General features: G+C 61.1%; 19 protein-coding genes. 10 read left to right on the forward strand and 9 right to left on the reverse strand.

Features of this window, described 5'->3' with window-relative positions; translation table 11 throughout:
* Nucleotides 1-127: 127 nt before the first annotated feature.
* The 4 genes from mnmH to HBJ59_RS08855 all read right to left on the reverse strand — a co-directional run bounded on the left by mnmH (nt 128) and on the right by HBJ59_RS08855 (nt 3,407).
* A complete protein-coding gene (mnmH, locus tag HBJ59_RS08840) occupies nt 128-1,231 on the reverse strand; it encodes a tRNA 2-selenouridine(34) synthase MnmH (protein ID WP_167663294.1) in 1,104 nt (367 codons plus the stop codon).
* Nucleotides 1,231-2,265 carry a selenide, water dikinase SelD gene (selD, locus tag HBJ59_RS08845; RefSeq protein WP_076016876.1) on the reverse strand — a complete coding sequence of 345 codons (1,035 nt, stop codon included), beginning with the start codon at nt 2,263-2,265 and terminating at the stop codon, nt 1,231-1,233. The genes mnmH and selD overlap by 1 nt, the downstream gene beginning before the upstream one ends.
* Before the next feature lie 94 nt (nt 2,266-2,359).
* Nucleotides 2,360-3,106, reverse strand: coding sequence for a TerC family protein (locus HBJ59_RS08850; RefSeq protein ID WP_076016875.1), 747 nt, complete (start codon nt 3,104-3,106; stop codon nt 2,360-2,362).
* Nucleotides 3,107-3,134: 28 nt separating this feature from the next.
* Nucleotides 3,135-3,407 carry a hypothetical protein gene (locus HBJ59_RS08855; RefSeq protein ID WP_076016874.1) on the reverse strand — a complete coding sequence of 91 codons (273 nt, stop codon included), beginning with the start codon at nt 3,405-3,407 and terminating at the stop codon, nt 3,135-3,137.
* A 134-nt stretch (nt 3,408-3,541) separates the two neighbouring features.
* On the opposite strand from HBJ59_RS08855, the gene nhaR reads away from it, so the two are divergent.
* Complete coding sequence (gene nhaR / locus HBJ59_RS08860) at nt 3,542-4,444, forward strand: transcriptional activator NhaR (protein ID WP_076016873.1); 903 nt, start codon at nt 3,542-3,544, stop codon at nt 4,442-4,444.
* A gap of 4 nt (nt 4,445-4,448) precedes the next feature.
* Here the strand turns inward: nhaR and HBJ59_RS08865 are convergent, their stop codons facing one another.
* Complete coding sequence (locus tag HBJ59_RS08865) at nt 4,449-5,603, reverse strand: MFS transporter (protein WP_076016872.1); 1,155 nt, start codon at nt 5,601-5,603, stop codon at nt 4,449-4,451.
* Between the two features lie 215 nt (nt 5,604-5,818).
* Between HBJ59_RS08865 and sstT the strand changes: the two genes are divergently transcribed.
* Nucleotides 5,819-7,039 carry a serine/threonine transporter SstT gene (gene sstT, locus HBJ59_RS08870; protein WP_167663295.1) on the forward strand — a complete coding sequence of 407 codons (1,221 nt, stop codon included), beginning with the start codon at nt 5,819-5,821 and terminating at the stop codon, nt 7,037-7,039.
* A 70-nt stretch (nt 7,040-7,109) separates the two neighbouring features.
* Here sstT and HBJ59_RS08875 read toward each other — a convergent pair whose 3' ends face one another.
* Nucleotides 7,110-7,619 (reverse strand): DUF1993 family protein, encoded by a 510-nt coding sequence (locus tag HBJ59_RS08875; protein WP_088423220.1) that lies wholly within the window; start codon nt 7,617-7,619, stop codon nt 7,110-7,112.
* Between the two features lie 126 nt (nt 7,620-7,745).
* Between HBJ59_RS08875 and HBJ59_RS08880 the strand changes: the two genes are divergently transcribed.
* Nucleotides 7,746-8,393, forward strand: a complete 648-nt coding sequence (locus HBJ59_RS08880) for a YceH family protein (RefSeq protein WP_167663296.1) — start codon at nt 7,746-7,748, stop codon at nt 8,391-8,393.
* Between the two features lie 149 nt (nt 8,394-8,542).
* Here HBJ59_RS08880 and HBJ59_RS08885 read toward each other — a convergent pair whose 3' ends face one another.
* Nucleotides 8,543-9,361 carry a shikimate 5-dehydrogenase gene (locus tag HBJ59_RS08885; RefSeq protein ID WP_167663297.1) on the reverse strand — a complete coding sequence of 273 codons (819 nt, stop codon included), beginning with the start codon at nt 9,359-9,361 and terminating at the stop codon, nt 8,543-8,545.
* A 241-nt stretch (nt 9,362-9,602) separates the two neighbouring features.
* Between HBJ59_RS08885 and HBJ59_RS08890 the strand changes: the two genes are divergently transcribed.
* The 3 genes from HBJ59_RS08890 (at nt 9,603) to HBJ59_RS08900 (ending at nt 10,665) form a co-directional block, all read left to right on the forward strand.
* A complete protein-coding gene (locus HBJ59_RS08890) occupies nt 9,603-9,956 on the forward strand; it encodes a hypothetical protein (RefSeq protein ID WP_017475503.1) in 354 nt (117 codons plus the stop codon).
* Nucleotides 9,957-10,190: 234 nt separating this feature from the next.
* Nucleotides 10,191-10,385: a hypothetical protein gene (locus HBJ59_RS08895; protein ID WP_010172323.1), complete on the forward strand. Its 195-nt coding sequence runs from the start codon at nt 10,191-10,193 to the stop codon at nt 10,383-10,385.
* A gap of 100 nt (nt 10,386-10,485) precedes the next feature.
* Nucleotides 10,486-10,665: a hypothetical protein gene (locus tag HBJ59_RS08900; RefSeq protein WP_167663298.1), complete on the forward strand. Its 180-nt coding sequence runs from the start codon at nt 10,486-10,488 to the stop codon at nt 10,663-10,665.
* Here HBJ59_RS08900 and HBJ59_RS08905 read toward each other — a convergent pair.
* Nucleotides 10,662-11,723: an AI-2E family transporter gene (locus HBJ59_RS08905; protein ID WP_167663299.1), complete on the reverse strand. Its 1,062-nt coding sequence runs from the start codon at nt 11,721-11,723 to the stop codon at nt 10,662-10,664. The genes HBJ59_RS08900 and HBJ59_RS08905 overlap by 4 nt on opposite strands.
* A 150-nt stretch (nt 11,724-11,873) precedes the next feature.
* On the opposite strand from HBJ59_RS08905, the gene yegQ reads away from it, so the two are divergent.
* The 4 genes from yegQ to HBJ59_RS08925 all read left to right on the forward strand — a co-directional run bounded on the left by yegQ (nt 11,874) and on the right by HBJ59_RS08925 (nt 18,954).
* Nucleotides 11,874-13,193, forward strand: coding sequence for a tRNA 5-hydroxyuridine modification protein YegQ (gene yegQ / locus HBJ59_RS08910; protein ID WP_167663300.1), 1,320 nt, complete (start codon nt 11,874-11,876; stop codon nt 13,191-13,193).
* A gap of 294 nt (nt 13,194-13,487) precedes the next feature.
* The gene (locus HBJ59_RS08915; protein ID WP_167663301.1) at nt 13,488-14,729 is read left to right on the forward strand and encodes an exonuclease SbcCD subunit D C-terminal domain-containing protein; all 1,242 of its coding nucleotides are present in this window, start codon (nt 13,488-13,490) and stop codon (nt 14,727-14,729) included.
* Nucleotides 14,726-18,364 carry an AAA family ATPase gene (locus HBJ59_RS08920; protein WP_167663302.1) on the forward strand — a complete coding sequence of 1,213 codons (3,639 nt, stop codon included), beginning with the start codon at nt 14,726-14,728 and terminating at the stop codon, nt 18,362-18,364. The genes HBJ59_RS08915 and HBJ59_RS08920 overlap by 4 nt, the downstream gene beginning before the upstream one ends.
* Nucleotides 18,361-18,954 (forward strand): glutathione S-transferase, encoded by a 594-nt coding sequence (locus HBJ59_RS08925; RefSeq protein WP_167663303.1) that lies wholly within the window; start codon nt 18,361-18,363, stop codon nt 18,952-18,954. The genes HBJ59_RS08920 and HBJ59_RS08925 overlap by 4 nt, the downstream gene beginning before the upstream one ends.
* A 131-nt stretch (nt 18,955-19,085) precedes the next feature.
* On the opposite strand, the gene HBJ59_RS08930 is transcribed toward HBJ59_RS08925, so the two are convergent.
* Nucleotides 19,086-19,265: a hypothetical protein gene (locus HBJ59_RS08930; RefSeq protein ID WP_003211212.1), complete on the reverse strand. Its 180-nt coding sequence runs from the start codon at nt 19,263-19,265 to the stop codon at nt 19,086-19,088.
* Nucleotides 19,266-19,353: the final 88 nt, after the last annotated feature.

Below are 19,353 nucleotides of genomic sequence, written 5' to 3' on the forward strand. Positions count from 1 at the left end.
AGTGGGTGAGTTCGAGGGCCTCTTCGCGAGCAAGCCCGCTCCCACATTCGACCGCGTTTATCCAGTAGGAATGCGGTCAAAATGTGGGAGCGGGCTTGCTCGCGAAAGGGCCGGCAAACTCAATCAATTACTTACGCCGAGCGAGCCTGTCCCGGAAATACTCCACCACCGCCGTTTGCTCTCCCGCAAACTCGATGCGCGCACCTTTGCTTTCCCGCTGAAAGGCGTACATCGGGTCGTAATACTCACGCAACAACCCCTCAATCCAGCCACGGTGCAACTCCACCGCACCGCTGCGAGCTTGCTCCGCCAAGGCGTCCTGCATGATGGCGTGCAACCGCGCAAAGCGCTCGCCGCCCAGGCGCTTGTGGATATTGCCCAGGCTCTGGGTCAGGCGTTCGGCAAACAGTTCCTGGCCAGTGTCGCCAAACACCGCGACAAATTCGGCGCAGAGGTCCACCACATAATCCTTCAGGATGCGCTCCACGCGGCCTTCAACGCTGTCTTCGAGCCAGACCATCGGAAAGCCCTGCATGCCCTTGTGCAAGGGCAATGGCAGCGCGCAACTGCCGATCATGCGGCTCTCATCCTCGACCACGAACTGCTCGATACCGGCGGCACGATTTTTCAGCAGGTCCACGGCCAGGCGGTTTTCGAAGTCGATGTTGGAGGGTTGCGCCGTGGCGCGCTTGCCGAAGCTGGAACCGCGATGGTTGGCGTGGCCTTCCAGGTCCAGGGCGTTGTTCAACTGGCCGAGCACTTCGGTCTTGCCGGTGCCGGTCATGCCGCCCAGCAACACGAAGTCGCATTGCGCAGTGGCGCTTTCAACGGTGTCGAGCAGGAAGGTTCGCATGGCTTTGTAGCCACCGCCCACTCGCGGATAGTCGATACCCGCCTCGGTTTTCAACCATTGCTGGGCAATCTGCGAACGCATTCCGCCGCGAAAGCAGTACAGCAAACCATCAGGATTGGCCTGGGCGAAGCGCGCCCAGTGTTCGATACGTTGCGCCTTCACCGCCCCGGACACCAGTTCGTGACCGAGAACAATGGCCGCCTGCTGGCCTTGCTGCTTGTAACAGGTGCCCACCCGTTCGCGCTCATCGTCGGTCATCAACGGCAAGTTGATCACCCCGGGAAACGCGCCTTTGATGAACTCGATCGGCGCGCGGGTATCCATCATCGGCCGGTCGTTGAGAAAGATGTCGCGGTAATCGGTGATGTCGATTGGCATCAGAACACCTCTACCGCGTTGGTCTGTCGCTCAACCAGTTCGCCGATCGGCTGAAGGTTAAGGCCCAGTTCCGCCGCCACGGCGAGGAATTCGGCATTGCCTTCGGGCGTGACCGCCACCAGCAGGCCGCCGCTGGTTTGCGGGTCGCACAGCACGCGTTTGTGCAGTTCGTTCAGGCGCCCCAGCTTGCTGGCGTAGCTGTCGAAGTTGCGCAAGGTGCCGCCGGGCACGCAGCCCTGCTCCAGGTAGTACTCAACCCCGGGCAGGCGTGGGACTTTTTCGTATTCGATGCGGGCCGTTAGCTGGCTGCCGTCGGCCATTTCCACCAGATGGCCCAACAGCCCAAAACCGGTGACGTCGGTCATGGCTGTGACACCGGCCAGCTTGCCAAACCGGCTGCCGGGTTTGTTGAGGGTGCACATCCAGTCACGGGCCAGGCCGATGTCAGCCTCGCGCAACTTGCCCTTCTTTTCGGCGGTGGTGAGGATGCCGATACCCAAGGGTTTGGTCAGGTACAGCTGACAACCGGCGGTGGCGGTGTCGTTGCGCTTCATGTGGCGCTTTTCCACCAGCCCGGTGACGGCCAGGCCGAAGATCGGCTCGGGGGCGTCGATGGAGTGGCCACCGGCCAGGGGAATCCCGGCAGCGTCACACACGGAGCGACCGCCGCGAATCACTTCCCGGGCAATTTCCGGGGCCAGCACGTTGACCGGCCAGCCGAGAATCGCGATGGCCATCAACGGATCGCCGCCCATGGCGTAGATATCGCTGATGGCGTTGGTGGCAGCAATACGGCCGAAGTCGAAGGGATCATCGACAATCGGCATGAAAAAATCGGTGGTAGACACCACGCCGCGCTCGTCGTCGATGGCATATACAGCGGCGTCATCGCGGGAGGCGTTGCCTACCCAAAGCTTGGGGTCGAGGTTCTGCGCGCCACTGCCGGCGAGGATCACTTCCAGTACCTGAGGTGAGATTTTGCAACCGCAACCAGCACCGTGGCTGTATTGGGTCAGGCGAATCGGCTCGTTCATGGGTATCCCTCAAGGCGTCAAGTGGACGGATTCTAGCAGACAGCAAAAGGCCGGCTGGGCTCTGATGAGCGCAGCCGGCCTTTCTTGTCAGCGTTTACTGTTTGGCAGCGAGGCGTTTATGCCGGTTGCGTCGCATCATGTTCAGGCACTCGATAGCCGCCGAGAACGCCATGGCCGCGTACACATAGCCTTTTGGCACATGGGCGCCGAAGCCTTCGGCGATCAACGTCATGCCGATCATGATGAGGAAGCCCAAGGCCAACATCACAATAGTCGGGTTCTCGTTGATGAACTTGGCCAACGGCTCGGCCGCCACCAGCATCACGATTACCGAGACCACTACGGCAATGATCATGATCGGCAAGTGCTCGGTCATGCCCACGGCGGTGATGATGCTGTCGATGGAGAACACCAGGTCCAGCAACAGGATCTGGCCAATCGCCGAAGCGAAGCCCAGGCTCACGCTCGGTGCACCGCTGTCCACATGCTCCTTCTCAGGGTCCATGCTGTGATGGATCTCGGTGGTCGCCTTCCACACCAGGAACAGGCCACCGGCGATCAGGATCATGTCCTTCCAGGAGAACGACTGCCCCAGGATATCGATGACCGGCTCGGTCAACTGCACGATAAAGGCAATGGTGCTCAACAGGCCCAGACGCAGGATCAATGCCATGCTGATGCCGATGCGACGGGCCTTGGCCCGGTGTTGCACCGGCAACTTGTTGGTAAGGATCGAGATAAAGATCAGGTTGTCGATCCCCAGCACGATCTCCATGACGATCAGGGTGGCCAGCGCGATCCACGCGGTCGGGCTGGCGGCCAGTTGTAAGAGGTATTCCATAGGTCAGTCCTGGTGTGATGTGCGGGTATTAGGTTTCTTGGGAGGTGGACTCAGGCGCGTTGCCTTCCTGTTCCTCGTTGTCCTGCTTGTCCTGCTTGCGTTCCGGCGGAGCAATCAAGCCTTTGGTCGCGTCACTTAACGCCTGCTCCGCGGCCTGATGAGTGTCGTCAATCACTTGCTTGGCTGACTCGGAGGCTTTACCCAGGAGTTGTTGCGCGCTTTTTTCCGCTTGGTCACAGCCACTGAGCATGACTAATGAAAGCCCAAGTAACGCCGTTGCGCCCAGGGAATTGAGTTTCATGATGCGTTCCTCGTTAGAACCGTTGGGTCCAAGTAGTGGCCCCTCGATAGCGACGCATTCTATGCAGATGAACACTTCAGTAAAATTCGTATTTTTTTCGTTTATACTTCGGTTTTAACGAACTGTTGGCCGCCATGCTCAATTACCGACAACTGCACTACTTCTGGGTCGTCGCCAAGACCGGCAGCATCGTGCGCGCCTGCGAGCAACTGAACCTCACGCCGCAAACCATCAGCGGGCAGATCAGCCTGCTGGAGCAGACGTTTGGCGTGGCATTGTTTCAAAAGCTCGGACGCCAGCTGGAACTGACCGAAGCCGGACGTCAGGCCCTGCCCTATGCCGAGCAGATGTTCCAGCTGGGCAATGAGCTGGAGGCGATGCTGCGCACCCAGCCCAACGAGCAGCAGATTTTGTTCCGGGTCGGCGTGGCGGATGTGGTGCCCAAGTCCATCGTCTACCGGCTGATTGCGCCGACCATGGAATTGAGCGAGCCGATCCGCATTACCTGTCGTGAAGACAAACTCGAACGCTTGCTGGCGGACCTGGCGATCCAGCGCCTGGACCTGGTGATCTCCGACAGCCCGATGCCCCCGCACCTGGACATCAAGGGTTACAGCCAGAAGCTGGGGGAATGCGGGATCAGTTTTTTCGCGACCCAGGCGTTGGCTGACCAGCATCGCGGCGATTTCCCACAATGCCTGCAGGGTGCGCCGCTGTTGATTCCGGGTGCGGAGACAGTAGTGCGCAGCCGCTTGCTGCGCTGGTTCGCCGAGCAGCAGATCCAGCCACGGATTGTCGGGGAGTTTGACGACAGTGCGTTGATGCAGGCCTTTGGCCAATCCGGCAGCGGGATTTTTATCGCGCCCAGCGTGATTGCCGATGAGGTGGAACGCCAATATGGCGTGGTGCTGATCGGCCAGACGGATGCGGTGACCGAGTCGTTTTATGCGATCTCGGTAGAGCGCAAGGTCAAGCACCCCGGCATCGTGGCGATTACCGAAGGTGCAAGACGGGAGCTGTTTACGGCCCTGCCCTGAGGACTCAGGCGCAGACGGCGCGGGTCTTGGCAGTCATCAGCCACAGCGCCAGCAGGATCGACAGCAGGATAAAACCGGCCGCAGCAAAGCCGAGGCTGCCAAGGCCGAGGGTGTCGATCACGTGACCGCCCACCAACGCCCCCAGGCCAATCCCCAGGTTGGCCCCGGCGATGTTCAGCGAGGCGGCAAAGGCCGGCGCATGAGGCGCGGCCTTCATCAGCCGCACATGGCTGACCAAAAACAAAGCCGCCTGGGTCACGCCCCATACGGCCATCGCCGCCGCCAGCCCGACGGTGGAATGGATGGCAGGCACCAGCGCCACCATGCCGGCGATCATGAAGCCGCAAAACACCATCGACGCGATCAGCGGATGCCGGTCGACCATGCGCCCGCCCAATGAGTTGCCGATCAGGCCGACCGCGCCAAAGCCCATCAGGCACCAGCCCACCACCGTTCCATCGAAACCCGCCAGGCGCTCAAGGATGTCCGCCAGGTAGGTGTAGGCGGTGAACATGCCGCTGAACACCAGGATCGACAGCAGGATATGGCCCTGCATCAGCGGGCTGCGCAAGATTTTGAACTGCGAGCGCAAGCTGACCTGGTCGTTCTTTGCGCGGGTCTTCGGCAGGTAGATAAACAGCAGCAAGGCCTTGGCAAACGCCACCACGGCGAGAATGCCAAAGGCGGTGCGCCAGCCGAACATATCGGAAATCAGCGTGCCCACCGGGATCCCGAAGACCGTGGCGCACACGATGCCGAAGCCGATTTTTTCAATCGCACGGCCAGCGAAATCCGGCCCGACGATGTCCACCGCCGTCTCGCTGGCCAGCGCCCAGAACACCGGCAGCCCCAGCGCCGGGATCAAACGGGCCAGTGACATGACCCAGATATTCGAGGCCATAGCCGCCAGGGTGTTGGCCAGGCCGAACATGATCAGGATCGTGATAAACAGCCGCTTGCGCTCAAACCGCGCGAAATACGCGGTCAGGAACGGGCCAAACGCCGCCACGGTGAAGGCGAACAACGTCACCAGCAGCCCGGCCTGGGACACGCTCACGTCGAGGTCCCGGGCGATGGAAGGCAACAGGCCGACGATGATGAATTCTGTGGTCAGCACGGTAAAACCGGCTGCCGACAACAGCAGGATCGGAAACAACATCAAAAACTCCAGAAAACAGCGACATCAACGACAGCCCGGAGGGCCCGCTGATAGAGAAGAAATAAGAGGATGGGCAATGTTAACAGAATGTGTCCCATCGTGGTGACGGAACGCCGCACCCGAATAAGACGTTGCCTACAGATGCTAGACTTCGCCCCTGCCAGATTCACGCTGCCTTAGCTGCATCTATTAAAAAAACTAGAGACAACCTTTTTATGACTGCTGCCCCTTCTCTCTTTCAGCGACTGATGTCTATCAGCCTGGTCACCCAAATTGTCATCGGCCTGGTCGCCGGTATCCTGCTGGCCCTGTTGTTACCCGACGTGGCGCAAGCCACTGGGTTTATCGGCAAGGTCTTTGTTTCGGCGCTCAAGGCCGTCGCGCCAATCCTGGTGTTTGTGCTGGTGATGGCCTCGATCGCCAACCACAAGCACGGCCAGGAAACCCATATCCGGCCGATCCTGTTCCTGTACCTGCTGGGCACCTTTGCTGCTGCCGTGGTTGCGGTGATCGCCAGCACGCTGTTCCCCTCCTCGCTGGTACTGGCCACCCACGACCTGACTGTCAGCGCCCCCGGCGGCATTGGCGAAGTGCTGCAAAGCCTGTTGCTCAGCGTGGTGGACAACCCGATCAGCGCGCTGATGAATGCCAACTTCATCGGCATCCTCGCCTGGGCCATCGGCATGGGCGTAGCGATCCGCCATGCCAGCGACACCACCCGCACCGTGCTGGGCGACCTGTCCAATGGCGTCACGCTGATCGTGCGCATGGTGATCCGCTTCGCGCCCCTGGGGATCTTCGGCCTGGTGGCCTCGACCCTCGCCACGTCCGGCTTCGGCGCCCTGTTGGGCTATGCGCACCTGCTGCTGGTGTTGATCGGCTGCATGCTGTTCGTCGCGTTGGTGATCAACCCGGCCATCGTGTTCTGGAAGCTGCGCCGCAACCCGTACCCGCTAGTGCTGATGTGCCTGCGGGAAAGTGGTATCACCGCGTTTTTCACCCGCAGTTCGGCGGCCAACATTCCGGTCAACCTGGCGTTGAGCAAACGCCTGGGCCTGCATGAAGACACCTACTCGGTGTCGATTCCGCTGGGTGCCACCATCAATATGGCCGGCGCGGCCATCACCATCACCGTACTGACCCTGGCCGCCGTGCACACCCTGGGCATTGCCGTGGACATCCCCACCGCCGTGCTGCTCAGCGTGGTCGCTGCAGTGTGCGCCTGCGGCGCGTCGGGGGTTGCCGGGGGTTCGCTGCTGTTGATTCCGCTGGCGTGCAGCCTGTTCGGCATTCCCAGCGAAATCGCCATGCAGGTGGTGGCCGTGGGATTCATCATCGGTGTCTTGCAGGACTCGGCGGAAACCGCGCTGAACTCGTCCACCGACGTGCTGTTCACCGCTGCCGCGTGCCTGGGCAAAGAAGAACAGACTGCGTAAACCTTACGCGCACAAAAAAGCCCGGGGCGGTTCGTGAATGAACCGCCCCGGGCTTTTTTATGCCTGAGGCTTAGAACGCGCCCATGTAGTCGCGCTTGCCCACTTCCACACCGTTGTGACGCAACAGGGCGTAAGCGGTGGTGACGTGGAAGAAGAACTGCGGCAGGCCGTAGCTCAGCAGGTACGACTGGCCGCTGAAGCGCTTCTCTTTAGGAGTGCCAGGGCGAGTAACGATTTCGATGCCTTCTTTACCGTCGACCTGGGCCGGGGTGATGGTGTCGATAAACGCCAGGACCTTGGCGATCAGCGCTTGCAGGTCGGCGAAGGTCACTTCTGTATCGTCGTATTTCGGTACTTCGATCTCGGCCAGGCGGGCAGAAACGCCTTTGGCGAAGTCGACGGCGATCTGCACCTGACGCACCAGCGGGAACATATCCGGGTACAGGCGCGCTTGCAGGAAGGCGTTCGGGTCGATGTTCTTGGCGGTGGCGTGGGCTTCGGCCTTGTTCAGCACATCGCTCAGGGCGTTGAGCATTTGCTTGAAGACCGGGAGGGAAGCGGCGTACAGGGAAATAGTCATGACAGTCTCGACAGTTGTGGCAGGGTTTGAAACAGCCGCGATTATAGACATGCTGTCCGCCTGCGCCGCTTGTCTTTTATTTTTTCAGGATTAGGCTAGTGGGCTCACTGCATTAGGGAAAGCGCGATGACCACCGAGCACGACACCACTTCCGAAGAGCCGCGCCTGAACAGCACGGAAATCCGCATCCTGGGTTGCCTGATCGAAAAACAGGCCACCAGCCCCGAAACCTATCCGTTGACCCTCAACGCGCTGGTGATCGCCTGCAACCAGAAAACCAGCCGTGAACCGGTGATGAACCTCAGCCAGGGCCAGGTCGGCCAGAGCCTGCGGGCCCTGGAAGGTCGCGGGTTTACCCGGCTGGTAATGGGCAGCCGCGCCGATCGCTGGGAGCATCGGGTGGACAAGGCGCTGGAGCTGGTGCCGGCCCAGGTGATTCTCAGCGGCCTGCTGTTCCTGCGGGGGCCGCAGACGGTCAACGAACTGCTGACCCGCAGCGGGCGCATGCACGAATTTGAAGACACCGAGCAGGTTGTGCACCAACTGGAACGCCTGATTGCCCGCGGGCTGGCATTGTTGGTGCCGCGTCAGTCGGGGCAGCGGGAAGACCGGTATATGCATGCCTTGGGCGACCCGGCGGATATTGAAGCGATCCTGTCGGCGCGTGGTAATCCGGTGGAGCGTGGTGCGGGAAGCGGGGTTTCCCTGGAGCGTATCGAAGAGCTTGAGGCGCGGATTGCGGCGCTGGAAGAGCGCCTGTCGCGGCTGGAGTAATGTTTGTGGTGAGTGAGCTTTTGTGGCGAGGGAGCTTGCTCCCGCTGGAGTGCGTAGCGCTCCCATTTTCTTGGGGCTGCTGCGCAACCCAGCGGGAGCAAGCTCCCTCGCCACAACAAGCTCCCTCGCCATACAGTCAGCGGTGATGCTCAGCTTCGGGCAAACGCCACCGCCGCCTGAAACTGCTCATCCGTCGGCCGCACGCCGGTGTACAGCACAAACTGCTCCAAGGCCTGGATGGCGATCACTTCCAAACCGGTGATCACTCGTTTGCCCTGAGCGCGGCCCCGGAGGATCAGCGGCGTTTCCGAGGGAATCGCCACCACATCAAACACGGTTTCGGCCGCATCAATCGCGTCGGCCTCAAATGCCAACTGGTCCGCTTCCGCCCCGCCCGTCATGCCGACCGGCGTGACGTTGATCAGCAACTGCGGACGTAGAGCCCCCAACTCCGCCTGCCATTCATAACCCAGGCTCTGGGCCAGCGCCGGGCCCGCCACTTCATTACGCGCCACGATCACGCCATTGGCGTAGCCACCATCGCGCAATGCACTGGCCACGGCCTTCGCCATGCCGCCACTACCACGCAAGGCGAAGGTCGAGTCCTTGGGCACTTCATGCTTCTTCAGCAGTTGCTCAATAGCGATGTAATCGGTGTTGTAAGCCTTCAGATGGCCGTTGGTGTTGACGATGGTGTTGATCGACGCAATGGCCTGCGCTGAAGCATCCAGCTCGTCCACCAAGGCAATGCAAGCCTCCTTGAAGGGCATCGACACGCCACACCCACGAATGCCCAACGCACGAATGCCGCCAACGGCGCCCGGCAAGTCCTGGCTGCTGAACGCCTTGTAGTAGAAATTCAGCCCCAACTGTTCGTACAGGTGGTTATGAAAGCGCAGGCCAAAGTTCCCGGGGCGCGCCGACAGTGACATGCACAGTTGGGTGTCCTTGTTGGGGTTCATCTGCATCGGTAACTCCTTGAAGCCATTCCAGAGGCGATTTCGGATAGACGGAATACCCGCGCCGGCGGGTCGTGGTTAATCATACGCACTGTGCCCGGCCGCTTGTGTAAGCCAGCCGATACAGACCTTACACAACCTTTACCTATCGGCTGTGCTGTTTTTCAGAAATACGCTGTCTTAAAAGTATCCCCGCGACAATCCTTGAGTCTATTGATTGCAGACCACAAGCGCAGGGGCTAACCGAGGAATGACCATGATTCGTAAACTCCCCAAGATCGCCTTGCTTATCGGTGCACTCGCTATAGCAGGACAGGCCTCCGCCCACGGTGGTGGTTGGGGTGCCCCGCTTGCACTGGGAGCTGTAGTCGGTGCAGTGGTAGGCGGCTCGATTGTCGCCAGCCAGCAGCAACCGGTGTATGTGCAACAGCCGGTGTATGTCCAGCCGCAGCCGGTGTATGCCGCTCCGCCGCCGGTCTACTACGCACCGCCACCGCCGGTGTATGTGCAGCAACGGGTTTATTACCGCCCGGCACCGGTCTATTACGGCCCACCGCGTGGCTACTACGGCCCTCCACACGGCTATTACGGTCGCGGCTGGTAAGCATGAACTGACACACACACGAACAGGCTCCGCCCTAAAAGCGGGGCCTTTTTTTGGCCTGTTGGTCTGAATAAATCTCGCCAAGGTCGTTATAAGGACAATGGCTGTGGCCAAATCCCACATCATTGATCCAAATAGGCGCTTGCCCGAACGGGGCCTGCGCTGTCATGTTTGTGTCTCAAAAGGCTTCCACTATCAACATTGTCCAGCCAAGAACAACAAGGACGACTGACCATGCCCACGCAAAACCCGCATCGCACCGCCGGCCTCTGCACGTCCAGCAAGGTCTATAGCGTACTGACCGAACTCAAGGCCCTGGAAGGCCATCGCAACGCCAAGTTCCTGTCCCTGCTGGCGGAAAACCTGGTGCGCAAGGGCTTGCTCAGTGAACAAGAAGTGGTGCACATGCTCGACCAGGTTGTCGACTGACTGATCGCTCGATAACAGTGATGTCGACTATCGAGCGGGTTAATTTTCCCTTAAGGCCTGCACACCGTAATGTCACCTCCATCGCTTATTGGAGGTCGTCATGCCCACTATTCAAATCATGTCCGTCATCGGCAGTGCCGTCCCCGCCCCCCTTCGGGAGCTGGGTTTGCTCGCCTGCTGGTACCTGGTACGCGACGGCGAACCCATCAGCGGCCCACTTACCTCGTTGCCAGCCGCCCAGGCCCTGTCGGTCAGGATGGCGGATTGTTTTCATGCCTAAGGCAGTTGCACCCGTGGCTTGGTTTCAACAAACAATGCCCAGCTGGACATGAACAACGCAGCAATCAACGGGCCGATGACAAACCCGTTCAGGCCAAAGATCGACAGGCCGCCCAGGGTTGAGATAAGGATCAGGTAATCCGGCATACGGGTGTCCTTGCCCACCAGGATGGGCCTCAGCACATTGTCCACCAGCCCGATCACAAACACCCCGAACAGCCCCAGCACCACGCCCTGCCAGATCGCCCCGCTCAACAGGAAATACGCCGCCACCGGCCCCCACACAATCCCCGCGCCCACTGCCGGCAGCAGCGACAGAAACGCCATCAACACCGCCCAGAGCAACGCGCTGGGAATGTCCAGGAACCAGAAGATCAAACCACCCAATGCGCCTTGCGTGACCGCCACCAGCACGTTGCCTTTCACCGTGGCCCGCACCACCCGGTTGAACTTCAATTGCAGGCGACGCTTCTGCGGTTCGGCCAGCGGCACGGCGGTGCGCACCTTGCGCACCAACTCGGGACCGTCGCGCAGCAGGAAGAACAGCAAGTACAGCATGATGAAAAAGCTCACCAGGAAATCAAACGTGCCCTGGCCAAAGCTGAACGCCTGGGTCGCAAAAAACTGGCTTCCCTGCATCGCGCTCTTGACGATTTTTTCCCGCAGGCCTTCCAGGTTGCCCATGCCGAAGCGGTCCAGCAGGTGCTGGAAATACGGCGGCAAGAAGTTCTTGAACTGCTCGATATACCCGGCAACGTCGAGCTTGCCGCTCTCGACGTTCTTGTAAAGCGTCGCGCCCTCCTGCACCAGCAAGGCACTGGTGATAATCACCGGCAGAATCGCAATCACCAGGCACACCATCAGGGTTGCCAGTGAGGTGAAGTTGCGATTCCAGCCAAATCGTTGCTGGAAGCGCCGTTGCATCGGCGCAAAGATGATCCCCAGGATCACCGCCCAGAACACCGCACCGTAAAACGGCAGCAGGATCCAGATAAACGCGATAGTCACCAAGGCGAGCAGTAACAGCAGGGTTTTGAATTGCAGGTTGGTTTGATTCATGGCCGATCCATCTCAAAAAACGCAGGACACTCGTGTGCACCTTGATGCTTAGTCCGCTGCAAATCCTGCGAGTGCCCTACTTCTTAGATCTGGATCAATAAACGTCGCGACGGGCACCGCTACCCTGCCGCCCTTTTGCGACCCGAACCCATGCCCCCCGTTATCGCCCCCGAACTGCTCGCCCCCGCCGGCACCCTGAAAAACATGCGTTATGCCTTTGCCTACGGCGCCGATGCCGTCTACGCCGGGCAACCGCGCTACAGCCTGCGGGTGCGCAATAACGAGTTCGACCACGCCAACCTCGCCCTCGGGATTCAGGAAGCCCAGGCCCTGGGCAAGCGCTTCTACGTGGTGGTCAATATCGCGCCCCACAATGCCAAGCTGAAAACTTTCCTCAAGGACCTCGCCCCGGTGATCGCCATGGGCCCGGATGCGCTGATCATGTCCGACCCTGGCCTGATCATGCTGGTGCGCCGACACTTCCCGCACATGCCGATCCACCTGTCGGTACAGGCCAATACGGTGAACTGGGCCAGCGTCGAGTTCTGGCAGGCCCAAGGCATCTGCCGGATCATCCTGTCCCGGGAGCTGTCGCTGGAAGAAATCGACGAGATCCGCCAGCAAGTCCCCGCCATGGAGTTGGAGGTGTTTGTGCACGGCGCGCTGTGCATGGCCTATTCCGGGCGCTGCCTGCTGTCGGGCTACATGAACAAACGCGATGCCAACCAAGGTACCTGCACCAACGCCTGCCGCTGGAAATACCAGGCGACGCCGGCGGTGGAAAACGCCGTCGGCGACATCGTGCAGCAGTACGCACCCGAGCCGACCCTGGGCCTCGGCGCCCCCACCAACCAGGTGTTCCTGTTGCAGGAGGCCAACCGCCCCGACGAGCAGATGCCCGCCTTCGAAGACGAGCACGGCACCTACATCATGAACGCCAAGGACCTGCGGGCGGTGCAGCACGTCGAGCGGCTGACGCGCATGGGCGTGCATTCGCTGAAGATCGAAGGCCGCACCAAATCCCACTTCTACTGCGCCCGCACCACCCAGGTGTATCGCCAGGCCATCGACGACGCAGTGGCCGGGCGCGACTTTGACCGCGGCTTGATGACCAATCTCGAATCCCTGGCCCAGCGCGGCTACACCGAGGGTTTCCTGCGCCGGCACGTGCACGATGAATACCAGAACTACCAGACCGGCAGCTCAGTGTCTGAACGCCAGCAGTTCGTCGGCGAACTCACCGGTGAACGGCGCGGCGAGCTGGCCGAGGTCAAGGTGAAGAACCGGTTTGCCGTGGGTAATCACCTGGAACTGATGACCCCGGCGGGGAATTTCCACTTTGACCTGAGCACGCTGCACAACGCCAAGGGCGAGGCTATCGAGGTGGCGCCGGGCGACGGCCATACGGTGTATTTGCCGATCCCGGCGGAGATGGACCTGAGATTCGGACTATTGATGCGCGACGTTTAACTTCGCCAGACACCTCAATGAGGGTGAGACAGCTTTCTGTGGTGAAGGAGATTGCTGTGGCGAGGGAGCTTGCTCCCGCTGGGGCGCGAAGCGGCCCTTATCCGGCTGATGCGGTTTTTCAGGAAGAAGCGCATTTGCCTGTTTTGGGGCTGCTTCGCAGCCCAGCGGGAGCAAGCTCCCTCGCCACAAAAAGCAGGGCGTACGCGCAATAGGTTCATTTGCAAAGTAGAATTGGCGGTTCTGCGTACCGCCACCCTGTCTTGAGCGGTCACCCTCTTTTTTACGGAGATCGCCTTGCGTCTGTTTCACACCTCCGACTGGCACCTTGGGCAAAACCTGCACGGCCAGGAACGCGACTTCGAACACGCCTGCTTCCTCGACTGGCTGCTGGGCCAGTTGGGCCTGCACCGCCCGGATGTGCTGCTGATCGCCGGCGATATTTTCGATACGGTCAACCCGCCGCTCAAGGCCCAGGAGCGGCTGTATGACTTCATCATCAGCGCCCACGAGCAAAACCCTGCGCTGACCATCGTGATGATCGCCGGCAACCACGACTCCGGCTCGCGTATCGAACTGCCGGCACCGTTGATGCGCCGCCTGCGCACCCACGCCCTGGGCCGGGTGCTGTGGCTGGATGACGGGCAACTGGATGTCGAACGCCTGCTGATTCCATTGCCCGGTGCCGACGGTGAAATCGCCGGCTGGTGCCTGGCCCTGCCCTTCCTGCGCCCGGCCGAAGTGACCGGCGCGCAGTTGGGGGACGATTACCTGCGGGGCATCGGCCAGGTTCATGAATGGCTCATCGCCGCTGCTAACGCCAAACGCCAACCGGGCCAGGCGCTGGTTGCCATCAGCCATGCGCACATGGCTGGCGGTTCGGTATCGGAAGATTCCGAGCGCAGCCTGATCATCGGCAATGCCGAAGCGCTGCCCGCCAGCCTGTTTGATGCCAGCGTCAGCTACGTGGCCCTCGGCCATTTGCACAAACCCCAGCGGGTGAATGGCGAGGAGCGTATTCGCTACTGTGGCTCGCCGATTCCACTGTCATTTTCGGAAATCGGCTACCAGCACCAGATCCTTGACGTGCAACTGGACGGCGAAACCTTGGTCAGCGTCGAATCCCGCCTGATCCCGCGCTCGGTCAACCTGCAACGCCTGGAAGCCGCGCCCCTGGCCGACATCCTCAAGCAACTGGCCGACCTGCCCGACATCGACCTGCTGGCCGAAACCCAGCGCCAACCCTGGCTGGAAGTGCGGGTGCGCCTCGACGAGCCGCAACCCGACCTGCGTCAGCAAGTGGAAAACGCCCTGCAAGGCAAGGCCGTGCGCCTGGTGCGCATCGCCGCTGAATACGCAGGCGCGGGCAGCCGCGAAGACAGCCAGGAAGACCGCCTGATCGAGCTCGACCAGCTCACGCCCCAGGAATTGTTCAGCCGCGCCTGGCAGGAAAGCTACGGCAGTGAAGTGGACGAACAGACCCTCAAGGACTTCGCCGTGCTGCTCCAGGAAGTACAACAGGAGGGCGAACAGCCATGAAGATCCTCGCCATTCGCCTGAAAAACCTCGCCTCCCTGGCGGGGCCGTTTGAAATCGACTTTACCGCCGAGCCCCTGGCCAGTGCCGGGTTGTTCGCGATAACCGGGCCCACGGGTGCCGGTAAAAGTACTTTGCTTGATGCGTTGTGCCTGGCGCTGTTTGGCGCCGTGCCGCGCCTGGGTGATACCGGCCAGGCGAAGATGCCGGATGCCGATACCGACATTTCCATCGGCGACCCACGCACCCTGATTCGTCGGGGCACGGGCGGCGGTTATGCCGAAGTGGACTTTGTCGGGGTCAGTGGTCGTCGCTACCGCGCCCGGTGGGAAGCCAACCGCGCCCGGGACAAGGCCAGCGGCAAGCTGCAAGCCAGCCGCCAAAGCCTGATCGACCTCGACAGCGAGCAACTGCTGGCCAGCCAGAAAACCGAATACAAGACCCAGCTGGAGCTGGCCCTGGGCTTGAACTTCGAGCAGTTCACCCGCGCCGTGTTGCTGGCGCAAAGTGAGTTCAGTGCATTCCTCAAGGCCAACGACAACGAGCGCAGCGAACTGCTGGAAAAGCTCACCGACACCGCGCTCTACACCCAACTCGGCCGCCGCGCCTTCGATAAGGCCAAGGACGCCCGGGACGCCCACAAACACCTGCAAGACCAGGCCACCGGCGTCACCCCGCTGGCCCCTGAGGCCCGCGCCGAGCTGGACGCACAGCTGGCTGCCGCCCAGCAGCAGCTCAAGACCCAGCAAGCGCAGCTCAAGCAGCTTGAGCTGCAGCACACCTGGCTCAAGGAACTGCGGGAATGGCAGGAGCGCCAACAAGGCGCGGTCGAGCAACTGCACCAGGCCCAGCAACACTGGGAAAGCCAGGGTCCGCAACGCCTGGACCTCAGCCGCCTGGAACAACTGGCGCCGCAACGTCATCACTTCGCCCGCCAGGCTGAACTGACCACGCAATTGCAGCCCCTCGCTGCGCAGATCCAGCAGCACCTTGAGCAACAAGCCGCGCTGCACACCCGCCAGACCCAACTGCAACAGCAGCAGGCCGACGTGCAAGCCGCTCTCGCCCAGGCCCTGAAACAACAAGCCGATGCCGTCCCCCTGCTACGTCAGGCTTTCGAGGAACAAACCACCCTCGCCCACTTGACCCGTGAGCTGGCCAAGCGCAGCGAAGAAAAACAGCTGGGCGAAACTGCCTGTGTGGAAGGTCAAGCCACGTTGACCGGGTTGCTCGACAAGCAAAAACTCGTTGCCGAACGCCTGCACAGGCTGGCCGCAGAGCTTGAACGCGGTGCCGCACTCGCCCCCTTGAGCGATGCATGGAGCGCCTACCGCGACCGCTTGCAACAGCTGATGCTGATCGGCAATCGCCTCAATAAAGGCCAGGCCGAACTGCCGCAACTGGAAGAACGCGCCACCCGCCTCGGCGAAAAGTGGACCGCGCAACGCGAAGCGCTGGACCTGCTGTACCACGAAGCCGGCGCCGAACCCCATGCGGTGGCCGAACAGATCCAGTTGCTGGGCAGCCTGCTTCAGGACAACCGCAAGCAACACCGAGCGTTTGAAGATTTGGCGCGGCTGTGGGACAGCCATCAGCAACTGGACAGTCAAAGCCAGGCCCTGACGCACAAGCAGACCGTCGCCCAGCAACAACGTGAACTGTTGAACCAGAGCGGCCTGCAAGCCAAGGCCGAGCTGACCGTCGCCGAGCAGACCCTGACCGTCACCAAGCAACTGCTGGAGCGCCAACGCCTGGCCCGCAGTGCCAGTGTCGAGGAATTGCGCGGCCAGCTTCAGGATGACCAACCATGCCCGGTCTGCGGCAGTGTCGAGCACCCGTATCACCAGCCCGAAGCGATGCTGCAAAGCCTGACCCGCCACGACGAAAACGAAGAAGCCAACGCGCAGCAAGCCGTCGATGTACTCAAGGAAAAACTCACTGAGTTACGCGGCGAAGTGGGCGGCCTGATCGCCCAGCAAAAGGAGTTCCTGCAACAGCAGGAGCAACTCGCCAGCCAGTTGCAGGCCTTGGTACCGAGCCTTGAAGCCCACCCGCTGTCCGCCTCGCTGTTCAACCAGGACGCCGCCAGGCGTGATGCCTGGCTCGCCCAGCAACTGAGCCAGCTCAGCCAAAGCCTGACCCAGGATGAACAACGCCAAGGCGCCCTGCTCAACCTGCAACAGAATGCCGGACGTATGCAGCAACAACTGCAAGCCGCCCAGGACGCCAGCCAACAGGCACGCCAATTGCTGATCGACCAGCAGCGGGAACTGTCCAACGACCGCGAACGCCTGGACGAAGAGCTCAACGCCTTCGCCAGCCTGTTGCCGAGCGAGACCCTCGACGGCCTGCGCCGCGAGCCGGCGGCGACCTTCATGCTGCTCGACCAGCAGGTCAGCCAGCGCCTGGAGCAGTTGGATAACCAAAAGGAAGAACTGGCGGAGCAGCTACAGCGCCAGCAAGCCATCGAGAAAGAACAGGACCGCCAGCAGCATCGTCAGCAGCAGTTGGAGACCTTGCAAAAACAGCTCGCCGACCAAAGCGCCCTGCAACACGCCGCCAAGGAAAAACTCGCCGGCCTGCTGGGCGAATACCCCAGCGCCGAACACTGGCAACAGCAACTGGACCTGGCCGTCGACCAGGCGCGGCAGCATGAGACCGAGGCCAACCAACAGTTGCAGGACACCCGCAACCAGCTGATCCAGCTGACCGCCGACCTCAAGTCGCTGCAAGAACGCCAACAGTCTCTGGACACCGAGCACCAGGCACTCACCACGCGCCTGAGTGACTGGCGTGCGTTGCTCCCGGAACTCGATGACGAAGGCCTGGCGCGTTTGGTGGCCTTCGATGAACCGCAGGTGGCCGAGCTGCGCCAGCAACTGCAACACAGCGAAAAAGCCATCGAGCAAGCCAAGGTGTTGCTGCAAGAGCGCGAACAGCGGCTCAAGGATCACCAGGCACTGCACAACGGCAACCTTGAGGCCGAGCACCTGGACAGCGCCCTGGCCGAACTCAACGCCGCGCTGGCCATTGGCGAAAAACATTGCGCCGAACTGCGCGCCCAACAGGCCGACGACCAGCGCCGTCAGGACGCTAATCAGGCCTTGGCGGCCGAGATCGCCAAGGCCTACGAAGAATGGCAACGCTGGGCACGGCTGAATGCGCTGATTGGTTCAGCCACCGGCGATACGTTCCGCAAGATCGCCCAGGCCTACAACCTCGACCTGCTGGTGCACCACGCCAACGTGCAGTTGCGCCAACTGGTGCGCCGCTACCGCCTCAAACGCGGCGGCAGCATGCTCGGCCTGCTGGTGCTCGACACGGAGATGGGCGACGAACTGCGCTCGGTGCATTCGCTGTCGGGTGGCGAGACATTCCTCGTCTCCCTGGCCCTGGCCTTGGGCCTGGCGTCGATGGCGTCGAGCACGTTGAAGATTGAGTCGCTGTTTATCGACGAAGGCTTTGGCAGTCTGGACCCCGAGTCGCTGCAACTGGCGATGGACGCCCTCGACGGCTTGCAGGCCCAGGGCCGCAAGGTGGCGGTGATTTCCCATGTGCAGGAAATGCACGAGCGGATTCCGGTGCAGATTCAGGTCAAGCGCCAGGGCAATGGCTTGAGCACCCTGGAGGTCAAGTGAGCGAAGTGGTGTTGTATTCGTTCCGCCGTTGCCCGTATGCGATGCGGGCGCGGATGGCCCTGCGGTATTCGGGAGTAGCGTTGCAGATCATCGAGGTCAGCCTCAAGGCCAAGCCGGCTGAAATGCTGGCGCTGTCACCCAAAGGCACGGTGCCGGTGCTGAGGGTGGATGGCCGGGTGATCGATGAGAGCCTGGCGATCATGCGCTGGGCACTGGCGCAGAACGATCCTGAGGGTTGGTTGCTTGGGGATGATGAGGCGACGCAGGCGCTGATTGAAGAGAATGACCAGGGCTTCAAACATCAATTGAATCGATACAAGTATGCCGAGCGCTATCCGGAGCAGCCGATGGAGCACTATCGGGCCGAGGGTGAGGTGTTTTTGTCGAAGCTGGAGGGGTTACTGGCGCAGCGGGAGTATTTGCTGGCCGGGCACTTGAGCCTGGCGGATGTGGCACTGGCGCCGTTTGTGCGGCAGTTTGCGCATGTGGATCGGGAGTGGTTTGGACGGGCGCCGTATCCGCGATTGCAAGCTTGGTTGCAGCGGTTTCTTGAGTCACCGTTGTTCATCGCCGTAATGGCAAAACCCTGAGACTGTCGCAGGACAAAATGTGGGAGCGGGCTTGCTCGCGAAGGCGGTGTATCAGTCAGCCCATGTATAGACTGACCCGGCGCTTTCGCGAGCAAGCCCGCTCCCACATTTGATCTTCGTCAGCTTCAAGATCAGTTCTGGATTTTGTGGTCCAGCGCTGCATAGAAGTTGGCGCTTTGTTGCAGGTATTTCTGGGTGTAGGCGCTGGTGCTGGTTTTTTTGCTGCTGATTTCGACGCTGGCGCTGGCTGGCAACGCTACGGTGGCGGAAACAGCGGAAGCGGCGATGATCGAGAAGAGATTGAAGTTCATGTCGGTAACCCTTGTGTTCGGTTGGCTGGGTGGCCTGTGTTGGCCTTGGAACCAAACTTACGCCCGAGGGGTTAGCCTTAGAAATTCA

Origin of the sequence: Pseudomonas sp. AN3A02 (assembly GCF_011765255.1) — a bacterium.
In the GTDB taxonomy this organism is placed as follows: Bacteria; Pseudomonadota; Gammaproteobacteria; order Pseudomonadales; family Pseudomonadaceae; genus Aquipseudomonas.

Bases quoted from the DNA above. Each gene is read 5' to 3' on its own strand.
- HBJ59_RS08930 (WP_003211212.1), bottom strand. From the start codon at position 19,265: ATGAACTTCAATCTCTTCTCGATCATCGCCGCTTCCGCTGTTTCCGCC.
- HBJ59_RS08890 (WP_017475503.1), top strand. From the start codon at position 9,603: ATGACCATGATTCGTAAACTCCCCAAGATCGCCTTGCTTATCGGTGCA.
- HBJ59_RS08875 (WP_088423220.1), bottom strand. From the start codon at position 7,619: ATGACTATTTCCCTGTACGCCGCTTCCCTCCCGGTCTTCAAGCAAATG.
- HBJ59_RS08895 (WP_010172323.1), top strand. From the start codon at position 10,191: ATGCCCACGCAAAACCCGCATCGCACCGCCGGCCTCTGCACGTCCAGC.
- sstT (WP_167663295.1), top strand. From the start codon at position 5,819: ATGACTGCTGCCCCTTCTCTCTTTCAGCGACTGATGTCTATCAGCCTG.
- selD (WP_076016876.1), bottom strand. From the start codon at position 2,265: ATGAACGAGCCGATTCGCCTGACCCAATACAGCCACGGTGCTGGTTGC.
- HBJ59_RS08850 (WP_076016875.1), bottom strand. From the start codon at position 3,106: ATGGAATACCTCTTACAACTGGCCGCCAGCCCGACCGCGTGGATCGCG.
- HBJ59_RS08920 (WP_167663302.1), top strand. From the start codon at position 14,726: ATGAAGATCCTCGCCATTCGCCTGAAAAACCTCGCCTCCCTGGCGGGG.
- nhaR (WP_076016873.1), top strand. From the start codon at position 3,542: ATGCTCAATTACCGACAACTGCACTACTTCTGGGTCGTCGCCAAGACC.
- HBJ59_RS08865 (WP_076016872.1), bottom strand. From the start codon at position 5,603: ATGTTGTTTCCGATCCTGCTGTTGTCGGCAGCCGGTTTTACCGTGCTG.
- HBJ59_RS08855 (WP_076016874.1), bottom strand. From the start codon at position 3,407: ATGAAACTCAATTCCCTGGGCGCAACGGCGTTACTTGGGCTTTCATTA.
- HBJ59_RS08885 (WP_167663297.1), bottom strand. From the start codon at position 9,361: ATGCAGATGAACCCCAACAAGGACACCCAACTGTGCATGTCACTGTCG.
- mnmH (WP_167663294.1), bottom strand. From the start codon at position 1,231: ATGCCAATCGACATCACCGATTACCGCGACATCTTTCTCAACGACCGG.
- yegQ (WP_167663300.1), top strand. From the start codon at position 11,874: ATGCCCCCCGTTATCGCCCCCGAACTGCTCGCCCCCGCCGGCACCCTG.
- HBJ59_RS08900 (WP_167663298.1), top strand. From the start codon at position 10,486: ATGCCCACTATTCAAATCATGTCCGTCATCGGCAGTGCCGTCCCCGCC.
- HBJ59_RS08880 (WP_167663296.1), top strand. From the start codon at position 7,746: ATGACCACCGAGCACGACACCACTTCCGAAGAGCCGCGCCTGAACAGC.
- HBJ59_RS08905 (WP_167663299.1), bottom strand. From the start codon at position 11,723: ATGAATCAAACCAACCTGCAATTCAAAACCCTGCTGTTACTGCTCGCC.